This is a genomic window from Tundrisphaera lichenicola (genome assembly GCF_051175385.1).
In the GTDB taxonomy this organism is placed as follows: domain Bacteria; phylum Planctomycetota; class Planctomycetia; order Isosphaerales; family Isosphaeraceae; genus Tundrisphaera; species Tundrisphaera lichenicola.
The window spans coordinates 6996389-7014809 of record NZ_CP195106.1 but is presented as its reverse complement, the minus strand read 5'-3'; the positions used below and the strand labels follow the sequence as shown (position 1 = coordinate 7014809).

12 protein-coding genes and 1 riboswitch are annotated in these 18421 nt (G+C 67.9%); all 12 genes read left to right on the top strand.

The window, feature by feature from the left end; genetic code table 11:
* Window positions 1-221: 221 nt before the first annotated feature.
* The 12 genes from P12x_RS27795 to P12x_RS27740 all read left to right on the top strand — a co-directional run bounded on the left by P12x_RS27795 (window position 222) and on the right by P12x_RS27740 (window position 18195).
* Window positions 222-1142, top strand: coding sequence for a hypothetical protein (locus P12x_RS27795; RefSeq protein ID WP_435008321.1), 921 nt, complete (start codon window positions 222-224; stop codon window positions 1140-1142).
* Window positions 1143-1183: 41 nt separating this feature from the next.
* On the top strand, window positions 1184-1726 hold the full coding sequence (locus P12x_RS27790) for a hypothetical protein (RefSeq protein WP_435008319.1): 543 nt from the start codon (window positions 1184-1186) through the stop codon (window positions 1724-1726).
* 131 nt (window positions 1727-1857) lie between these two features.
* The gene (locus P12x_RS27785) at window positions 1858-2238 is read left to right on the top strand and encodes a hypothetical protein (protein ID WP_435008317.1); all 381 of its coding nucleotides are present in this window, start codon (window positions 1858-1860) and stop codon (window positions 2236-2238) included.
* A gap of 103 nt (window positions 2239-2341) precedes the next feature.
* A riboswitch (cobalamin riboswitch) is annotated at window positions 2342-2544 on the top strand.
* 330 nt (window positions 2545-2874) lie between these two features.
* Window positions 2875-4644 (top strand): DUF4465 domain-containing protein, encoded by a 1770-nt coding sequence (locus tag P12x_RS27780; RefSeq protein ID WP_435008315.1) that lies wholly within the window; start codon window positions 2875-2877, stop codon window positions 4642-4644.
* Between the two features lie 837 nt (window positions 4645-5481).
* Window positions 5482-9162 carry a PVC-type heme-binding CxxCH protein gene (locus P12x_RS27775; protein WP_435008313.1) on the top strand — a complete coding sequence of 1227 codons (3681 nt, stop codon included), beginning with the start codon at window positions 5482-5484 and terminating at the stop codon, window positions 9160-9162.
* Window positions 9163-9538: 376 nt separating this feature from the next.
* Complete coding sequence (locus P12x_RS27770; protein ID WP_435008311.1) at window positions 9539-10138, top strand: hypothetical protein; 600 nt, start codon at window positions 9539-9541, stop codon at window positions 10136-10138.
* 80 nt (window positions 10139-10218) lie between these two features.
* Window positions 10219-11088 (top strand): glycosyltransferase, encoded by an 870-nt coding sequence (locus tag P12x_RS27765; protein ID WP_435008309.1) that lies wholly within the window; start codon window positions 10219-10221, stop codon window positions 11086-11088.
* Window positions 11089-11211: 123 nt separating this feature from the next.
* Window positions 11212-12657, top strand: a complete 1446-nt coding sequence (locus tag P12x_RS27760) for a spinster family MFS transporter (protein WP_435008307.1) — start codon at window positions 11212-11214, stop codon at window positions 12655-12657.
* A 75-nt stretch (window positions 12658-12732) separates the two neighbouring features.
* A complete protein-coding gene (locus tag P12x_RS27755) occupies window positions 12733-13728 on the top strand; it encodes a malate dehydrogenase (protein WP_435008305.1) in 996 nt (331 codons plus the stop codon).
* 200 nt (window positions 13729-13928) lie between these two features.
* Entirely contained in the window at window positions 13929-15155 is a 1227-nt protein-coding gene (locus tag P12x_RS27750; protein ID WP_435011739.1) for an MFS transporter, read from the top strand.
* A 238-nt stretch (window positions 15156-15393) separates the two neighbouring features.
* Window positions 15394-17028, top strand: coding sequence for a CARDB domain-containing protein (locus P12x_RS27745; RefSeq protein ID WP_435008303.1), 1635 nt, complete (start codon window positions 15394-15396; stop codon window positions 17026-17028).
* A gap of 387 nt (window positions 17029-17415) precedes the next feature.
* Complete coding sequence (locus P12x_RS27740; RefSeq protein WP_435008301.1) at window positions 17416-18195, top strand: alpha/beta hydrolase; 780 nt, start codon at window positions 17416-17418, stop codon at window positions 18193-18195.
* Window positions 18196-18421 lie beyond the last annotated feature (226 nt).

The window sequence follows — 18421 nt, the reverse complement described above, 5'->3', positions numbered from 1 at the left end:
CGAATGCCCCCGAGTCCTCCGGTGACACCCGCGCAAAAGCACCCCAGGCACTCGCGTCTCGTGAGCAGGAATCGATCCGGGTGCCGCCCCAGCACGGCCGTGTGAGTTTGGCTCCCGGCACCCTGGACTTCGCCGGATCCCGCGAGGATCATAATCGGGATCCGATCCCGGGCGGCCCGGTTCGGCGATCGTCGGAGCTGAGGAAGGATCGGAGCCCCCCCATGCGGTCGATCATGCCCGTCGCGCTCTTCTGTCTCGCCGTCGAGGCCTCCCCCGCAGTACTCGCCCAGGACCGGGCCACCGATTGGCAGCCGACTCCGGCCCGACTGGCGAGGCTCGGCCCCGAGGCCAAGGTTGAAGGTTGGAGCCTCCGCCCGCCCAAGGGGTGGGAGCATCGCGTGAAGCGCGAGGCGACCGAGTCTCGATACACCTGGGGCAAGGAAGGGTCGGGTGCGTTGATCGTGGTCCGGCCGGCGGCCCAGCCCCTGAAGCGTACGCCCGACGATGTGATGGATTCGTCGTTGGGGGCATTGAAGGCCCGCACGAAGGGGCTTCAACTCGCCAAGCCCGAGCGGGGAAGCCTCGGTGGTCGCCCGTTCGTCCGCGTGCGTTATCGGATGGACCCGCAGCCGCAACTGCCCGGCATGGATCTCGGCTTCGTCTACGCGACGGCCGAGGCCGGCACACCCGTCGTCCTCATGGGAGTCGGCAACGCCGGGTCGATCGAGGATCTGGAGGCCGCGGCGCAGACCTACCGGAGTCAGGGCGAAGCCGCCCCCGGCATTGCGGAGGTCGGGGCCGATGAGCCCGGCAAGCCCCTGGTCGACCAGAAGCGGCAGATCCCGACCGGCAAGGAGTGGAATTGCCAGATCGCCCCGACGAAGGCAGGCACGTTGTCGATCAAGGTCGAGGGCGAAGGCCCGTTCTCGATCCTCCTGCTCGCCGACCGGTCCTACCAGGCCCTCATGAAGCAGAACGGCAAGGGCATGAGCAAGAAGGACCTTCTGCTGGATATCCAGGTCAAGGGCCCGAGCTACGCGGGCGAGGTCAAGGTCCCCAGGGGCGCGGCCTGGTTCATCATCGAGAACCGATCCGGCGCGGCCGCCGACTTTCACCTCGAATGCACGCCGCTGGATCGCTGAGGCCACCCGCCCAATTTCGGGCAACATGGAGCCGATTCGAGATGGATGCTCGGAAGGACCATCACCAAAGGTCAGCGCCGTGGATTCGCCAGCAGGTCGAATTGATAACCACCCTGCGAGGACGCTTCGTCCGGCGATGGATCGGGTGTGATATGGCGTTCCTAGAAGTGGGTGCGGATGGCCTCCCACAGTGGGAACACGGATCTGCCCCCGAGCTCCAGTTAGTGCAGATCGAGTTGGACCTGATCGGGGACGAGACGGCAAGGATTTCCAATTATCAGAGCTACGATCAGTTCGGCTTATACCGCGATGATGGGCTACCCCCGCTGTCGCCGGGCTTGCCCGAGGACCCGGCGAGCATCTTCAGGGACAGGGTACTCCCCGAGCTTCCTTCGGGCGAAATCCTGGATGTCCACATCGTGATTGACGGCGAGGGCGACATTGCCGAGGTGCTGCTGTCCGTGGCCGGCAAAGTCGTTCGGATGCGGGCGGGCGAGTACTGGGAAGAAGAGGGCGGAGCTTTGTCCTTGCACGAGATGGACAATTGTATCCTGGTGCAGGTCGACGGGCGAAAGCCAGGCTAATTTCCGTGCAGCGGGCGTATGGCCGGAGTCTACGGTACTACGCAACCCCGATCTGTGAAATAATGATGTCGCCGAGGCGCCGGGGTTACCGAGTAGCGAAGGCCTCTGCCTCCCAGACCGAGGATCGGGCGATGCGGCTGCCTCGGATCACGATAAGCCGATGGATGATCGCCGTCGCGATCTTGGCGATATTGATCATCGCGCTTCCCCTTCCCTTCGACTCGACCGACCAGCGGTACGATACGTGGTGCCCTCGGCCTCAGGTAGAGGGGTACGTCGACCGTGTGGACTGGCCAAGGGGGCGGGTCGAGTTGACGGTCGGATCCGACGATGGTCTGACGCTGGGTGACGAGGTATTCGTCTGGCGGGAGGCGGATCGTTCGGCCCCGAAGGGCAGAGTCCGCGTGGTCGAGCTGGGGTATGATCGGGCCGTCGGCCAGTTGCTGGGGACCCGGAACGGGCTATCGACTTCGATCCGGCGGGGCGACCGCGTCTCCCCGCATGCCCGCTGAGGCGTGCTCTGCCGGCGGCTCGCTCTCACGTCCCCCACGACCGGGCTCTCCGCTCCGAACTTGCCAATATTCAGTCCATTGACACCGAGGTCTCCCCTCGGCATGATTGGTCCACTCGACAGGTGCCCCCGAATCCGGAAACGGGCCGGGGGAGAATAGGGAAGACGGTGCGAATCCGTCGCGGGGCCGCCGCTGTGATCGGCCAGGCCCCCGGACGCAACCAGGCCACTGCCGCGAGGCGGGAAGGCGGTCCGGGGTCTGTTACGAGCCGAGAGCCAGAAGACCTGCCCGTCGAGTCGCTGTTCGATGCTCCGGCCACGAGCATCCGGGCGTACGTCCACGCAGATCGTCTGCACCGGGTACGCTCGGCCGATCGGGGCCGGAGTCGCTCCCCCATGCCCGGCCCGGCAGGAAGTTCTGCGCCATGACCGATCTCGCCACGAAACCCGCCTCGCGTGACCTCGCCAGTCCGGCTCGACCGGGCCGGGGAGCGTCCCCTCGACGTGCCCGCGTCGGATGGCTCTGATCCGGGGTTGAACACGGTTTCTTGAGTTCACGGGACTCGCGGCGGTCGATCCGTCGCCCGAATTCCCGGCCGGGTCCGCGCGCCTTCTCCGATCCGAGAGGAAGTTGTCCATGACTCCGATGTTCCCCCGCGCCCTGCGCATCGCCTCCCTGGCGATCGTCCTTTCCTCGGCCGGGATCCGTCCCGGCCGGGCCGACGTTGTCGTCGACTTCGACGACCTGACGCTCGCGCCCCAATCGTCCGAATACGGCCAGAATTCGGGCGGCCCGATCGTCTCGGGCCCTTACGGCCCCCAGCGGGATGGCAGCTTCGCGAGCCACGGGGCCGTCTTCGGCAACCGGTACGACCTGACCTACGGCAATTGGAGCGGATTCGCCTATTCCAACACCTCCGACACCACCACGCCCGGGTACCTGAATGAGTTCAGCGCCTACGCGGGGACCGGGCACGGGCCGGGGGCGGACAACTACGGGGTGGCGTTCGGGTATGCCGATGTTGAGCCCAACTTCCTCGACCCGAACCCCTTCGACCCGACCGACCCGGCCCAATTAATGGAGCTGCCGACCAACTCGCTGCCCTCCGGGACCGCCATCGAGGGGATGTACGTGACGAACACGACCTATGCCGCCCTCTCGATGCTCCGGGGGGATAGCTTCGCCAGGAAGTTCGGCGGGGCGACGGGAGACGACCCGGACTACTTCAAGCTGACCGCGTACGGGACCGATGCCCTGGGCCACGCCCTGGCGAACTCGGTCGACTTCTACCTGGCCGACTACCGCTTCGCCGACAACACGCTCGACTACATCGTCAAGGACTGGGCGTTCCTGGACCTCTCTTCGCTGAGCGGGGCCGCCCAGCTCCACTTCAACCTCTCGTCCTCGGACGTCGGGCTTTTCGGGATGAACACGCCCGCCTACTTCGCCGTCGACGACATCCAGCTCCGCACGAACGCGGTCGCCGTCCCGGAACCCGCGAGCCTCGCCCTGACCGCGGCGGGCCTCCTCGGCCTGGCCTCCTTCCACCGGAAGGCTCGTCGAGGGACTGCTTCGCTGGCCATCGTCCTGGTTGCCCTGGGCTTCGCGGCGCCGGCGAGGGCCGACTTCGACCCGCAGGCGGGCCTGCCGGGCTCGCTGGCCATCCCCGGGACCAGCGACCTCTTCGTGGACTGGGCCTCGTCGGTGGTCTCGTTCGACCCGGGCTTGCAGGACATCACCAACCCGTCCGGCCCACGCGTCTCCTACGGCTCGCCGTCGAATGCGCTCGGGAGCGTCATCGGCAACACCAACGGACTGGTCTCGCTCGGCGACGCGGGGTCGATCACGCTGGGGTTCGACGGGGGGATCGGCAACGGCGCCGGGGCCGACTTCGCGGTGTTCGAGAACGGCTTCCGCTTCGGCGGGCCCGGCCTGGCCTTCCTCGAACTCGCCTTCGTCGACGTCTCCTCGGACGGGGTGAACTTCTTCCGATTCCCGTCGATCTCGCTCACGCAAACGGAGACCCAGGTCGGCGGCTTCAGCCCGCTCGACGCCAGGAACCTCCACAACCTGGCCGGCAAGTACGTCGCCGGATTCGGGACGGGATTCGACCTGGCAGACCTCGCCGGGATGTCGCCGCTGCTCGACATCAATCACGTGATCCAGGTCCGGATCACCGACGTGGTCGGCTCGATCGACCCCAATTTCGGGAGCCGCGACTCGCAGGGCCACCTGATCAACGACCCATTCAAGACTCCGTCCGGGTCGAGCGGATTCGACCTCGACGGGGTCGGGGTGATCCACCTGGCCTCCGTCCCGGAGCCGTCAAGCTGGTGGCTCGGCCTGGTCGGGACCGGCCTCATCCCCCTGGCCTCGCGCCTGACCCGGAAGCGGGCGAGTTCCTGAGATTCTGAGCTTCGGTCATGATTGAGAGCGGTGCAGGTGGCCGGGGGCCACGGTACTCTGTCACCCTCGGTCTGTGAGCCAAAATGTCGCCAATGAGCCGGGGTTACGGCGAACCGTAGACCCCGGCCACACGCCCGCGTGAAGTCCGGTCGCCAGGCGGGGTTTGGAAAAGAGTGTGCTGGGGCGGGGACGTATGTCTCGATAGTGAACGAGAAGCAAGGTCTTGACCCCGCCTGCGGTTCGACCTTCGATTCGTCGGAGATCGGAGGCCGTTCGGGGGACCCTCACCCCAACCCTCTCCCAGGAGGAGAGGGAGTCGGAGATACTCCGAAGTACAAGGTGATACCTCGAAACGAAGCCACTCTCTCGGTCGAAACGAAGCCACTCGATGCTGCCGATCGAAGCCATTGACGCGATCGAAACGAAGCCATTCTCTCGGTCGAAACGAAGCCAATGGTTAGGTCGGGGAAATCTCGAACATTTAATTAGGAAAGAGGTTGTGGAATGGGATTGTCGGACCCTGAAGACTGAGTGGGGGACCCTCACCCCAACCCTCTCCCGGGGGAGAGGGATACAGAGCAGGCCCAGGGATCCGGGGGAGATGGTCCGGAACGAAGCCACTCGATGCGGCCGGAACGAAGCCATTGTCGGGGTCGGAACGAAGCCATTAGTCGAGGCACCGGGACCCTGGACGGGGCCTCTCGGGCGCGGGAAGATGGTCGGGGTCGATCGGGCCTGGAGGCGGGCCGCGTGGGGTTCCCCGAGCTATCCGACGCGGCCGACCCGCCCCACCGCCGAGGGTCCGGCACGAATCACACCCCCAGAGTCAGGAGTCCGATGATGCCGCCTCTCCCGTTCCCGGCCCGCCGGGGGATCGCCCTCGGGGCGACCCTGGCCCTGTCCGCGCTCTGCTGGACCCCGGCCTTGATGGCCCAGGTGAGCGCCGAGAAGTCGGCCGCGATGCTCAAGCCGGCCGAGGGGCTGGAGGCCACCCTCTTCGCCTCCGAGCCGATGGTCGTCAACCCGACCAACATGGACGTCGACTCGCGCGGGAGGGTCTGGGTCACCGAGGGGCTGAACTACCGACTGACCCACCGGCCCAAGCCCCGGATCGAGGAAGCGGACCGGATCAAGATCCTCGAAGACACCGACGGCGACGGCAAGGCCGACAAGGTCACCGTCTTCGCCGACAAGATCTTCCCGATCCCGATGGGCCTGGCCGTCGAAGAGGTCTACGGCAAGGACGGCAAGTACAAGGGGGCCCGGGTCTACATCGGCAACAGCCCCGACATCCTGGTCTTCGAGGATACCGACGGCGACGACAAGGCCGACAAGCGGTCGGTCCTCCTGACCGGCTTCGGCGGGGTCGACAGCGACCACGGGGTCCACGGGATGACCCTCGGCCTGGACGGCAAGCTCTACTTCACCCACGGCGACGGCTGCTGCTCGTTCGAGGCGAAGGACGGGTCGCACAACGCCCGGAACTTCGACGTGATGGATCAGTCGGGCCGGCACGTCAGCTCGTCGGAGCTGGCCAACACCCTCCGGGTCAACCGCGACGGGACCGAGTTCGAAATCCTGGCCGATCGCCAGCGGAATAACTACGAGACCACCGTCAACGCCTTCGGCAACAACTTCACCTCCGACAACGACGACGACGGCAATCGCGGCTCCCGGGTGATCTGGGTGATGGACGGCGGCTCGTACGGCTACCGGACCCCGGGGAGCCCCCGGCACTGGGGCGAGGAAGTCCCCGGGAACGTCCCCAAGCTGGTCGGGACCGGCAACGGGAGCCCCTGCGGGATCATGACCTATGAAGGGGACCTCCTGCCGGGTCTCTACAAGAACGGGCTGTTCGAGGCCGAGGCCGGGACCCGCCAGATCAACTTCTTCCCGATCGAACGCCACGGGGCGAGCTTCCGGACCGATTACAAGGTCCTCCTGGGCAGCGATGACCCCTGGTTCCGCCCGGTCGACATGACCGCCGCGCCCGATGGTTCGATCTTCGTGGCCGACTGGTACGACGCCGGCGTCGGCGGCCATGCCTTCCGCGATCAGGATACCGGCCGGGTCTTCCGGGTCGCCCCCAAGGGGCACAAGTACGCCCCTCCTAAACCCGACTTCGCCACGATCCCCGGCCTGATCGAGCAGCTCAAGTCGCCGGTCGTCGCCGCTCAGGACGCCGCCCGCCGCTCCCTGATCGGGCGAGGGGCCGAGGCCAGGCCCGCGCTCGCGGAACTGTTCGCCAAGGGTTCGCCGATCGAGCGGGCCCGCGCCCTCTGGGTCCGCCATGCGATCGAGGGGGATTCCGTCGCGATCGCCGCGCTCAAGGACGGCGACCCCGCCATCCGCGAGCAGGCCGTCCGGATCCTCGGGCGGGACATCAGCCGGGTCGGCAACGTGGTCTTCACCAAGCCCGAGGCCCAGAAGCCGCCCGCCGCGATGGCCCACCTCAAGGAACTCCTGCCGATGTCGGACGACCCCGACGCGGGCGTCCGTCGCGAGCTGATCCTGGCCCTCCGCTGGGTCCCCACCGCGCAGGCCGAAGGGGCCCTGAAGGCCCTGGCCGCCTCGTGGGATGGGAAGGACCGCTGGTATCTGGAAGCCCTCGGCCTGGCCCTCCAGGATCGCGAGTCGCCGTTCCTGTCCGAGCTGTTCGACGGCTCGCTGTTCGGCGACCTGAATCTGGAGCAGGCCGGCCAGGACGGGCAGGTTGCGGTCCCGCCGTACTTCCCGGCCGACCGGAACGAGGCGTATATCTCGCTCGGGACGCCGGAGCTTCCCGCCAACCCCCTGAGCAAGACGATCGGCCTGGCCTGGCGAATCCACCGGCCCGAGGTCCTGCCGGCCCTCCGGAAGGTCGCCCCGAGCCTGGCCGCCCCCGAGCTTCAGCAGGCCTTCGACGACGCGATCATGCAGGTCCCCGACAAGGAGGCCGGGGTGGTCATGGCCGAGCAGGCCCTCCAGGCGGTCGACCCGGCCCGGAAGGCCGCCCTGATGTCGGCCCTGGGCCGGAAGCTGGGCGGGCCCTGGCGAGACGCCCGGGGGAACGCCCAGGTGATCCGCCTGGTCGAGTCGAGCCTGGCCGACCCCGCCTTGAGGATCGCGGGCATCGACCTGGCGGTGGCCAGCTTCGACGGCCGATACGGGCCGACCCTGATGGGCTTCGCCCGGGATACCCAGGCCCCCGAAGCGGTCCGGATGGCGGCGGTCGAGGCCGTGGGCCGGGTCCGCCCCCAGGGGACCGCCGAGTTCGTCGACGGCCTGATCGCCGAGGCCAAGAAAGGCGGCTCGACCCCGATCGGCGAGGCCGCCGTCCGAGCCCTCGCCGAATCCGGCGACGCCAACCCCCGACTCCTGGCGATGATCGGCGGCGATGACTACCCGCTGGGGCTCCGCCGAGAGGCCCTCCGGGTCTACGCCCGGCCCAAGAATGGCGGGACCGGGAAGGTCTTCGAACTAATCAAGGAAGGGAAGCTTCCCGAGGACCTCAAGAGCGAGGCGACCTCGATCGCCCACAACGATCCCGACGGCCGGGTCCGGTCCGAGGCCGACCGGCTCCTGCCCCTGCCCAAGACCGCCTCGGGACGCCCCCTGCCCCCGATCCGCGAGCTGGTCGGCCGGGCCAAGCGGGACGGCGACGCCAATAAAGGTAGGGCGGTCTTCGCCAAGGCCAGCTCGTCCAACGCCTGCGCCACCTGCCACCGGGTCCAGGGCCAGGGGCAGTGGGTCGGCCCCGACCTCTCGACGATCGGGACCAAGTACGGCCACGAGGAGCTGCTCCGCTCGATCGTCTTCCCCAACGCGGCGATCGGCTACAACTACAAGACCAACGTCCTGGCCCTGGCCGACGGTCGGGTCCTGACCGGCCTGGTGGTCGAGGAGGCCCCCGACCGGATCGTCCTGAAGACCGCCGACGGCAAGCGCCTGACGATCCGCCCGGCCGACGTCGAGGATCGCAAGATCACCGAGGTCTCGCTGATGCCCGAAGGGCTGGCCGAGGCGATGACCGACGCCGAGCTGGTCGACCTCGTGGCCTTCCTGTCCACCCTCAACGAGCCGGTGAGCATCATCGGCCAGTACCAGGCCGTCGGCCCGATCGCGGGCGAAGATGGGCCGATCACGCCAAAATCGACCGGGGTCGGCAATGGAAAGCCCGCCTGGCGGCGGCTGGACGCCAACGCCGAAGGGTTCGCGGATCTGTCCGTCACCTCGGGCGTCGATTCGTCGAAGTCCGCCTACCTGTACGCCCCGGTCCTCGCCCCCGAGGACCTGGAAGCGAAGCTGGTCCTCGACACCTCGGCCGACCTCAAGGCCTGGCTCGACGGCAAGGAGCTGAGCGTCCCCGCTGCCAGCAATGACCAGCCCCGGAGCGTCGCGGTGAAGCTCACCAAGGGGGATCACGAGCTGGTCCTCAAGGTCCCCGGGGGCACCGGGGCCGGAATCGTGACGACCTTCGTGGCGGGCAAGCCACTGGAGTTCCGATCGTCGGAAGGGGCCAAGGTCTCGGGCCGCTGAGCTTCGAAGGCAATCCGCGAGGCGGGGCGGGCCCGGTGGCCCGTCCCGTGTCGCCTCGAGGTTCGGACGAGGGAGTAGTCATTGTCGGCTGAGTCTTCGACCAGTGCGCCTGTCATTTACGAGGCGACCCTGGGGCCCGATGGGTCGGTCATGAAGGGCTTCCTCGTGACGAAGGAGGAGGCTGAGGCCTTCAGGAGATCAGGCCGTGATGTCGTGGTCTGCGGGCACGACCTATCGGCAAATCGCTCCCTTGCCCGTACAATCGAAATGAACGCGAACGGGACCGCCAAACGTTGCCCGCCTCATGCCAATGCGGGACCGAGGTCCCTGCCCCACTATCAACCCGACCCGAGGCCACCATCGGGGCATACCTTCTATGAGACGCCGAACCGGCGAGCCCTCTGATCCCGTGATGAAGTTCTTCACGCCGGAGCTTTACCTGCGGTTCAACTCGTCCGACGATCGAGAGGCCGATCTCGCCGACCAAGCCTGGGAGGACTCGATCCGGGCCTATCGGGCGTCGCTGGATCTGTCACGCGGATCGATGCCTCCGAGGGTCTGCGAGCTGGCCGAACAGCTCTGCCTGCACGACGCCGAACTGATTGCGCTGCGAGTCGACAAGTGCGACCCCCGTGCCGATCCCGCCTCGCCTCCCCCGGCCGCGACGATCTGCCTGAAGGACGGGGAGACGATCATTCATATTGACTATCTGTTATGGGATGAGGTCGTCCAGAGGCCCTTCCGGGGGCCCTGGCCGAATTCTCCGGAGCGGGTTCACTGGCTGTACGATGAAGTGGATGTTGATGGTGAGGTCGACGATCCTGAGATGCCCGCCCCTCCTCGATACTGGCACAGGATTCTCCTGAGCGATGGGAGATCGCTCGCGGTCCCGTTCACCGACGCCATCACGAGCCGGTTCTCGCCCGCTCATCCCGAACCGGCCCTTGTGGAACGAGCCTGGAGTGGATCGCCTTGAGGATCGATGGTATCGGCCCGCCTCCGCCCGGTTCGCGGGTTATACTGGGTTCGTGGCCCGATCTCGAGGGCCGGGGCGGATTGCCGGAGGGGACTCGGACCGACATCGTGCCGACATTCGCCGAGAGGGCGACGATCGCCGTGGCGATCCCGTGCTACAACGAGGCCGCGGCGGTCGAGGCCGTGGTCGAGGCGTGGCGGGAGGCGTTGCCCGAGGCCGAGATCGTCGTCTTCGACAATAACTCGAACGACGGGACCGGCGCGATCGCCCGGCGTCTGGGCGTCCGCGTCGTCGAGGTCCGCGAGCCCGGCAAGGGGCACGCCGTCCGGGCGATCTTCGAAGACCTGGCCGACCGCGACGCCGTGATCCTCGTCGACGGCGACGGGACCTATCCCGCCGACGCCGCCCCCGCCCTGCTGGCCCCGGTCCTGGAAGGCCGGGCCGAGATGGTGGTCGGTGCCCGCCGGCCGGTCGCCGAACTCGGGGCGATGAGCCCGGTCCGGGGCCTGGGCAACCTCCTGATCGGCTGGGCCTTCCGGGTCCTGATCGGGCCGGGTACGCGAGACCTGCTCTCGGGCTATCGGGTCTTCAGCCGCGAGTTCCTCCGGGTCGTCGAGCCCCGTTCCTCGGGCTTCGAGATCGAGGCCGAGCTGTCCGGCCAGGCGGTCGCGAGGCGGCTCCGGGTGGTTGAGGTCCCGGTCTCGTACCATCCGAGGATCGCCGGGACGACGAGCAAGCTCCACGCATTCCGCGACGGCTGGCGGATCCTGATGGCGATCCTGGGACAGGGTCTCCGATTCCGGCCCTGGCGACCGCTCTTGGTCCTCTCGGCCGTGCTCGCGACGACGGGCCTGGCGGTCGGGTCGTGGTCGATCGGCCTGGCGGCCGTGATCCTGGCGGTCGTCGCGGTGGCCTCCATGGGATGGATTGCCACCCGGCCCCGATTCTGAGCCGATCGCGAGGGCCGGACCCGCGCCCCTGGACGGCCCCGGCCCGTTGGATTAGCATCGGGCTGTCCGCGAGGGTGGGGGCAGCTCGTCCCCGAGCCCTGGTCCGGGCTCGGGAGTGTCGCCGTGGTTCATGAAACAGCCGTCGATGATGGGACGGGGCTTGCCGGAGCGGGCTTCGAGCCCCCCCGTTGGGCGATGCTGACGTTCGTCGTCCTGTTCGCGATCCACATGCTGGATTACCTGGACCGGAACATCCTCACCTCGCTCCAGCCGCAGATCCGCGAGGATATCCCGGGCCTCACCAACGAGAAATGGGGCCTGCTGGCGACCATCTTCCTGGTCAGCTATTCGTTCTTCAGCCCGATCACCGGCTGGCTGGGCGACCGCTACCGGAGGACCTGGCTGCTGGCCGCCGGGATCGGGGTCTGGAGCCTGGCGACCCTCGGCAGCGGGCTGGCCCGCGACTACAACCACCTGGTCCTGGCCCGGAGCCTCCTGGGGATCGGCGAGGCCACCTATGGCGTGATCGCCCCGACGATCCTGATCGACCTCTTCCGGCGCGACCAGCGATCGAGGCTGATGTCGGCCTTCTTCCTGGCCATGCCGCTGGGGGCGGCGCTGGGGATCATGCTCGGGCCGATCATCGCCAATCGCTATAGCTGGCATACCGCCTTCTTCATCGTCGGGGTCCCAGGGCTGGTGGCGGCGTTCATCGTCTCCTTCCTGCCCGAGCCGATCCGGGGGGCGACCGAGGCGATCGACCCCGAACGGCTCAAGGCGCACCAGGCAGCTGGTGCTCGCCGCGAGGACTACTTCGATCTGATGGTCAACTCCTCGTACACCTACGCGGTCTTTGGGATGTCGGCCTACACCTTCGCCATCGGCGGGATGCTGGTCTGGGTGCCCCCGTACCTCTTCAACACCCGGGGCTTCGACCAGGAGAAGGCCGCGATGGCTCTGGCCGGGGTGACCTTCGCCGCGGCGGTGATCGGGATGCTGATCGGCGGCTGGCTGGCCGACAAGCTGGCCAAGAAGAAGCCCGAGGCCCTGTTCCTAGTCCCGGGCGTCTCGATGCTCTCCTCGATCCCGTTCGTCATCATGGCCCTGATGTCGAAGAACCCCCCGGTGATCTACGCCTCGATCTTCGCGGCCGAGACGCTGATGTTCGTCAACACCGGGCCTTGCATGGCGATCATCGCCAACGTGGTCCAGCCCAACCTCCGGGCCGCCGCCCTGGCGATCTCGTATGCCGCGGTCCACGTCCTGGGCGACATCTGGTCCCCCTGGCTGATCGGCAAGGCGGCCGACATGTTCGGCGACCCGGAGACGATGAACAGCTCGATCGGCCGGGCCTTGAAGGCGATCGGGGCCACCCCGACCCAGGTGGAAGGGCACCCGCCCGAGAACATCGTGGCCGGGCTCCTGATCCTGATCCCCGCCCTGCTCCTCTCGGGGATCGTCTTCCTGGCCGGGGCCAGGCACCTCCCCCGGGAGATGGCCCTGATGAGGGCCAAGCTCAAGGCTGCCCCGGTGAAGTCCGCCGGCGGGGCGGGCTCGACGACGCATTGATGACTTGACATGAGTTGGGATGGCCCGACTCGACAGGCTCCTCCTCTTCCGATGAACATCAGGGATTGCTCGAACATGACTCAGCCCATCCGCATCGCCGTCACCGGGGCCGGGGGCCAGATTGGCTACGCCTTGATCTTCCGGCTCGCCTCGGGGGCCGTCTTCGGGCCCGACCAGCCGGTCTCGCTCCGGCTCCTGGAAATCACCCCGGCCCTGCCGGCCCTGACCGGCACGATGATGGAACTGGACGACTGCGCCTTCCCGACCCTGGCCGACGTCAAGGCGTCCGACAAGGCCACCGAGGCCTTCGATGGGGCCGACTGGGTCATCTTCGTCGGCGGGATGCCGCGCAAGGACGGGATGACCCGCGCCGACCTGATCCGCGCCAACGGCCCGATCTTCACCAGCCAGGGGCAGGCGATCAACGAGGCCGCCGGTCCCGACGTCCGGGTCCTGACCGTGGCCAACCCCTGCAACACCAACGCCCTGATCGCCCGGTCGCACGCCCCCAAGGTCCCCGCCGATCGCTGGTATGCCATGACCCGGCTCGACCAGAACCGGGCCGCCGCGCAGCTCGCCGCCAAGGCCGGGGTCTCGGTCGGCCAGGTCGACCGGATGGCGATCTGGGGGAACCACAGCGACACCCAGTACCCCGACTTCAAGAACGCCCGGATCGGCGGCAAGCCCGCCACCCAGGTCATCACCGACCAGCCCTGGTTCGCCGAGACCTTCGTGCCGACCGTCGCCAAGCGAGGGGCCGCCGTGATCAAGGCCCGAGGGGGCTCCTCGGCCGCCTCCGCCGCCTCGGCCGCGCTCGATAGCGTCCGGTCGGCCGTGACCCCCACCCCGCTCGGCGATTGGTTCAGCGCCGGGGTCGTCTCCGACGGGAGCTACGGGGTCCCCGCCGGCCTGATCTACTCCTTCCCGCTCCGGACCGAGGACGGCAAGTCCTGGTCGGTCGTGAAGGACCTGCCCATCGACGACGACGCCCGGAAGCGGATCGACGCCTCGGCCCAGGAGCTGATCGCCGAGCGCGACGCCGTGAAGGACCTGCTCGGCCCGGCGCTCTGACCGGCTATCCAGGAATGGCCGGGAATGGGGACTGGCTCCGAGTCTTCGAGATATCTGTCCCCATTCCTCGCCTGCCCATCGCCTCCGATCGGGTAGGTTACCCTGGTGGGCTGTTGGGCCTGCTAGGTCATTCAATGGCCTCGGTCGGCCCGATCGATCCACGGAGCGGACGATTCGCGAGGGAGGATGAAGCGTTGAGCGTGCCGGAAACCCAAGCCGCCCCGACGACCCGCACGGGTCCCGGGCTCCTCCTGATCGCACTGGCTTATGTCGGCTTCATCAGCCTGGGCCTTCCCGATGCCGTGACCGGCGTGGCCTGGCCGACCATCCGCGACACCTTCGGGCTCGCTCAGGGGGCGATCGGGATGGTGTTCATGGCCTCGGGGTTGGGGTACTTCGTGACCAGCTTCATCTCGGGCCGGCTGACCCAGGCCCTCGGGATCGGCCTGCTCCTGGCCATCAGCACCGCACTGGTGGCGGGGGCCATGTTCGGGTTCGCCACCGCCCCGATCTGGGGGGTGTTCGTCGCGTGTGCGGTGGTCCACGGGCTCGGGTCCGGGGCCATCGACGCCGGGTTGAACGGGTACGCCGCGAATTATCTCTCGGCCCGGCACATGAACTGGCTCCACGCCTGCTACTGCTTCGGGGCGATGCTCGGCCCGCTGCTGATGACCGCCGTCCTGGCGGCCGGTCGTCCTTACAGCGTCGGGTACTCGGCGGTCGGCGGTGTCCTGCTGACGCTGGCCGCGTTGTTCCTGGCCACCCGGCCCCGGTGGGGGCAGACTTCGTCGACCGCCGCGGAAGTCGGGCCGCAGGTCAAGGCGGGGGAGGCGTTGCAACACCCGGCGGTCCTGCTCCAGATGGCCTTGTTCTTCCTGTACACTGGCCTTGAGATGACGTTCAGCCAGTGGGCTTACACGGTCCTGACTGAGGCCCGAGGGGTGGAGCCGGTCCGGGCGGGGAGTGCGGTCGGCCTGTACTGGGGGAGCATCGGGGCGGGTCGAGTGGTGTTCGGGATGGTGGCCGACCGGGTCGGGATCGACCGGCTCCTGAGGTACTGCCTGCTGGCGGCGGTCGCGGGGGCGGTGCTTTTCGCCATCCCGCTCACGGCCCCGGCCGCCTTCGCGGGGCTGGCCCTGGCCGGGTTCGGGCTGGCCCCGGTGTTCCCTTGCCTGATGACCCGGACACCCCAGCGGCTGGGCGCGGGCCTGTCGGGCCACGCCGTGGGGTTCCAGGTCGGCGCGGCGATGATCGGGGCGGCGGCGGTCCCCGCGACGCTCGGCCTGGTCGGGAGCCGGGTGGGCCTGGAGGCGGTCCCGATCGGCGCCGCCATCCTGGCCGGACTCGTCTGGATGCTGCACGAGGGGTTGGTTCGTCGGCCGGATGTGGCGAATCGGGAGGGTGGGCGAGATTCGGCCCACGACTGATCGCTACGACTCGGAGAACTCCGGACGGGCTCGGTGTTCCTGGGACGTTTCACGCCGGGCCTGGGTCGTGCAGATCACGAGTTGCGGCGGACTTTCGAGGCGATCTTGACGATCCGGTCCCCGATCGGTATCGTTCGCGGTACATCCCAAGGACGGGTTGGTGCGGCTTCGGCTCTCGATCGGGGTAATTTCCATCCCCTCGATGTCGCGGTCGCGATCTCACGGAGGAGAAGTCCGCATGTCGTCCAACGACCGTCGAGCCGCCGCACGCCGCCGCGCCTGGGGACGAGGGCCGAAGATCCTCCGGTTCGAGCCGCTCGAAGGGCGACAACTGATGGCCACCGTCGGGCCGATGCCCGATCTCCTGGCCACCCAGTTCAATACGGTCCACTCGGCCGACTGGGGCGACCTGATCCACGCGACCGGGACCATCGCCAACCAGGGGACCGCCACCACGATCGCCCCGGTCACGGTCGATATCTACGCGTCGACCTCGCCGACCCTGGGCGCCCCCGGCTCGACGGGGATGCTGCTGGGGACCGCGACGATTCCCCCAGGGCTGACCCCCGGTGGATCATACAGCTTCGACCAGATCGTCGCCTTGCCGGGCACGAGCTCGCTGACCCCGTCGGCGAATCAGACCCTGTACGTCGCCCTGAGCGTCGACCCCTACAGCACCCTGGTCGAGGGCGACAAGGCGAACAACGTCGGTCGAGGGGTCGGGCTCGACACGTCGGTCCTGGCCATCGTGCCGCACCAGCCGGCGAACCTGGTGGGGACCTCGATCGCGCTGACCCCGCTGACCGCTTCGACCCCGGGCGTGATCTCCTGGGGCGATACGTTCAACATCACCGAGCAGATCCAGAACAATGGGCAGGGGGATGCCCCTCCCACCCGGGCCCGGGTCGTCCTGACGCCCGATGGGGCGACGCCAGGCGCATACAGCGACGTGACGATCGGCGAAATCGCGGTCCCGGCGGTCCCGGCGTTCCAGTCGACCAACGTGGTCCAGACGATCACCCTCCCGCCGATCGCGCCGTCGACGCTGGCCGGGTCCACCCAGTTCACGATCTCGATCGTCCAGGACGCCGACTTCCTGACCCAGCCGATCTATCCGAGGGTCGCCGAGCAGGGAGCCGGGCTCGATCAGGGGCCGATCGGGATCGCCCCCGGGCCGCAGGCCGCCACCCCGAGAGGCCCCCAGGCCGACCTGGCCCCGGCCGGAGTGGTGGTCTCGGCGAACACGCTCTACTGGGGCCAGTCGTTCCAGGTCGGCACGGTGATCCAGAACGTGGGCCAGGCCCCTTCGGGCCAGTTCCGGGTCCGGTTCGTCGCCACCGGGGTGGCCGGGGACCTCACCCACGGGGTCTTCCTCGGCGATGCGATCGTCGACGGCGTCGACGCCTATTCCTCGGTCAACGTCCTGACCACGGTCCGGCTCCCCTCCAAGCTCCCCCACGGGAGCACGGTCGCCAGCCCGGCCTACGTCCGGATCTACGCGATTGCCGACCCCGAGGATGTCACGGACCAGCCCAGCCGGGCCAACAACATGGCGTCCTCGGCCCCGGTCCTGCTGAAGGTCGTCGGGGTCGACGGGACCACGACCGTTCCCACCTACCCGGCCAATATCTACAATAATCCCACCCAGGCCGCCCAGGCCGCCAAGGCCCAGGGTTCCAAGGTCAAGAAGCCCAGCTTCTCCAAGCCAGGCGCCCCCAAACCCGCAGCCTCCAAGCCAGCTCCTAAAAAGAAGCTCGACTTCTTCGCCAGCGTCGGCCAGGGGTTCACCAAGGGCGTCGAACACCAGCTCAAGGTCTTCCCCGACAACGTCAACAAATTCTTCCAGCGGATCGGGGTCACCGGCGGTTCCTGATCACGCCATGACCCGATCGTCCACCCGATCGAGGAACATGACCCGCCCTGTCAAATTCGTCGGATTGGTGAACCGGATAGGGTTCCGTGGCCTGGGTCGCCAAAATAGCATGGGTGAACTAGGGTAAAAGACTGGCTGCCATAATCGCCGTAATCGCCAAGATTTGCGTCAAGCTCCGGGTCCTCCGGTCATCGTGATCAAAAACTTGAGTCATTTTCCGGAATTATCTGGGGGTTTTGTTGAAGATCGGTAATTTCCCCGCTAGACTTGCGCAACCTGCGACCGGGGACGAGCGGGGCGCCGATGGGCGGGTTTCGACCGGGCGGCGGTCGCGACTGGGGTCCGGGCCGGGGTGGCCGACCACGCGGTGAATCAGGAGCATCCGGGATGTCCAACGATCGGCGGAACGCCCCCTCGATAGGTTCGGAACTGGTGAAAGGGCCGCTCGTCGAGTCGCGGTTTGTGCCCCAGCGATACGAGCCTAATTACGCTTATCCGCTCCTGGTCTTGCTCCACGCCCGTGGCGGCGACGATCAGCAGATGGTGCGCTCGATGCCGGCGATGAGCTGGCGGAACTACGTCGGGTTGAGCCTCCGAGGACCCGAGGTGGTGACTCGGCAGGGTCGGCCGGTCGGCCACGGCTGGGGTCCCGACTTCGCCCGTCCCGACCGGGAGCGATCGGCGAGCGCCCTGGCGCTGCCGGATGCCGAGGTCTTCCGTCGACGCCTGCTCGACAGCGAGCCCGACCCGGTCGACGTCCTGGAGGACGGGATCTTCGGGGCGGTCCGCGAGACCCGACGGACCTTGCACGTCCATTCCGAGCGGATCTTCCTGGTCGGCGTCGGCGAAGGGGCCGCGGTGGCCTACCGGGTGGCGATGGCCCACCCCGAGCGGTTCGCCGGAGTGGTCGCCATCAATGGCTGGCTCCCCGGAGGCTTCCGCCCCCTGGGACGCCTGAAGGACTGCCGGAGCCTCCGGGTCCTGGTCGTCCACGGCGAGTGGAACGGCCGGGTCCCCGTCGAGCACGCCCGGAAGACCGTCTCGATCCTCCGCGCCGGAGGCCTGAACGTCGCCTTCCAATCCTACCCCTGCGCCCACCGACTGACTTCGCACATGCTCTCCGACGTGGACACCTGGTTGATCAACCAGTGTACTCGGGAGATGTGAAAGACGGGGCGTGCCGATTCGCCCGCTCGGCAATCCCGGGCCGGCCGAATCTGGACACCAACCGGATCGAGCCATACGCTGGGGAAGGCCAAGCGGGTTCCCGGGCACCGAAGCTGATCTCCCTCCGAGGAATTGTGGCTTGAGCCTGGGCCCGGCCTCGCCCCGGCCGGAGTCTCGACGGCCGACGACACTGACTCTGACCGCTTCTCCTGGCCCGACCGGAGAT

Bases quoted from the DNA above. Each gene is read 5' to 3' on its own strand.
- P12x_RS27755 (WP_435008305.1), top strand. From the start codon at position 12,733: ATGACTCAGCCCATCCGCATCGCCGTCACCGGGGCCGGGGGCCAGATT.
- P12x_RS27790 (WP_435008319.1), top strand. From the start codon at position 1,184: ATGGATGCTCGGAAGGACCATCACCAAAGGTCAGCGCCGTGGATTCGC.
- P12x_RS27780 (WP_435008315.1), top strand. From the start codon at position 2,875: ATGACTCCGATGTTCCCCCGCGCCCTGCGCATCGCCTCCCTGGCGATC.
- P12x_RS27770 (WP_435008311.1), top strand. From the start codon at position 9,539: ATGAGACGCCGAACCGGCGAGCCCTCTGATCCCGTGATGAAGTTCTTC.
- P12x_RS27740 (WP_435008301.1), top strand. From the start codon at position 17,416: ATGTCCAACGATCGGCGGAACGCCCCCTCGATAGGTTCGGAACTGGTG.
- P12x_RS27775 (WP_435008313.1), top strand. From the start codon at position 5,482: ATGATGCCGCCTCTCCCGTTCCCGGCCCGCCGGGGGATCGCCCTCGGG.
- P12x_RS27785 (WP_435008317.1), top strand. From the start codon at position 1,858: ATGCGGCTGCCTCGGATCACGATAAGCCGATGGATGATCGCCGTCGCG.
- P12x_RS27795 (WP_435008321.1), top strand. From the start codon at position 222: ATGCGGTCGATCATGCCCGTCGCGCTCTTCTGTCTCGCCGTCGAGGCC.
- P12x_RS27745 (WP_435008303.1), top strand. From the start codon at position 15,394: ATGTCGTCCAACGACCGTCGAGCCGCCGCACGCCGCCGCGCCTGGGGA.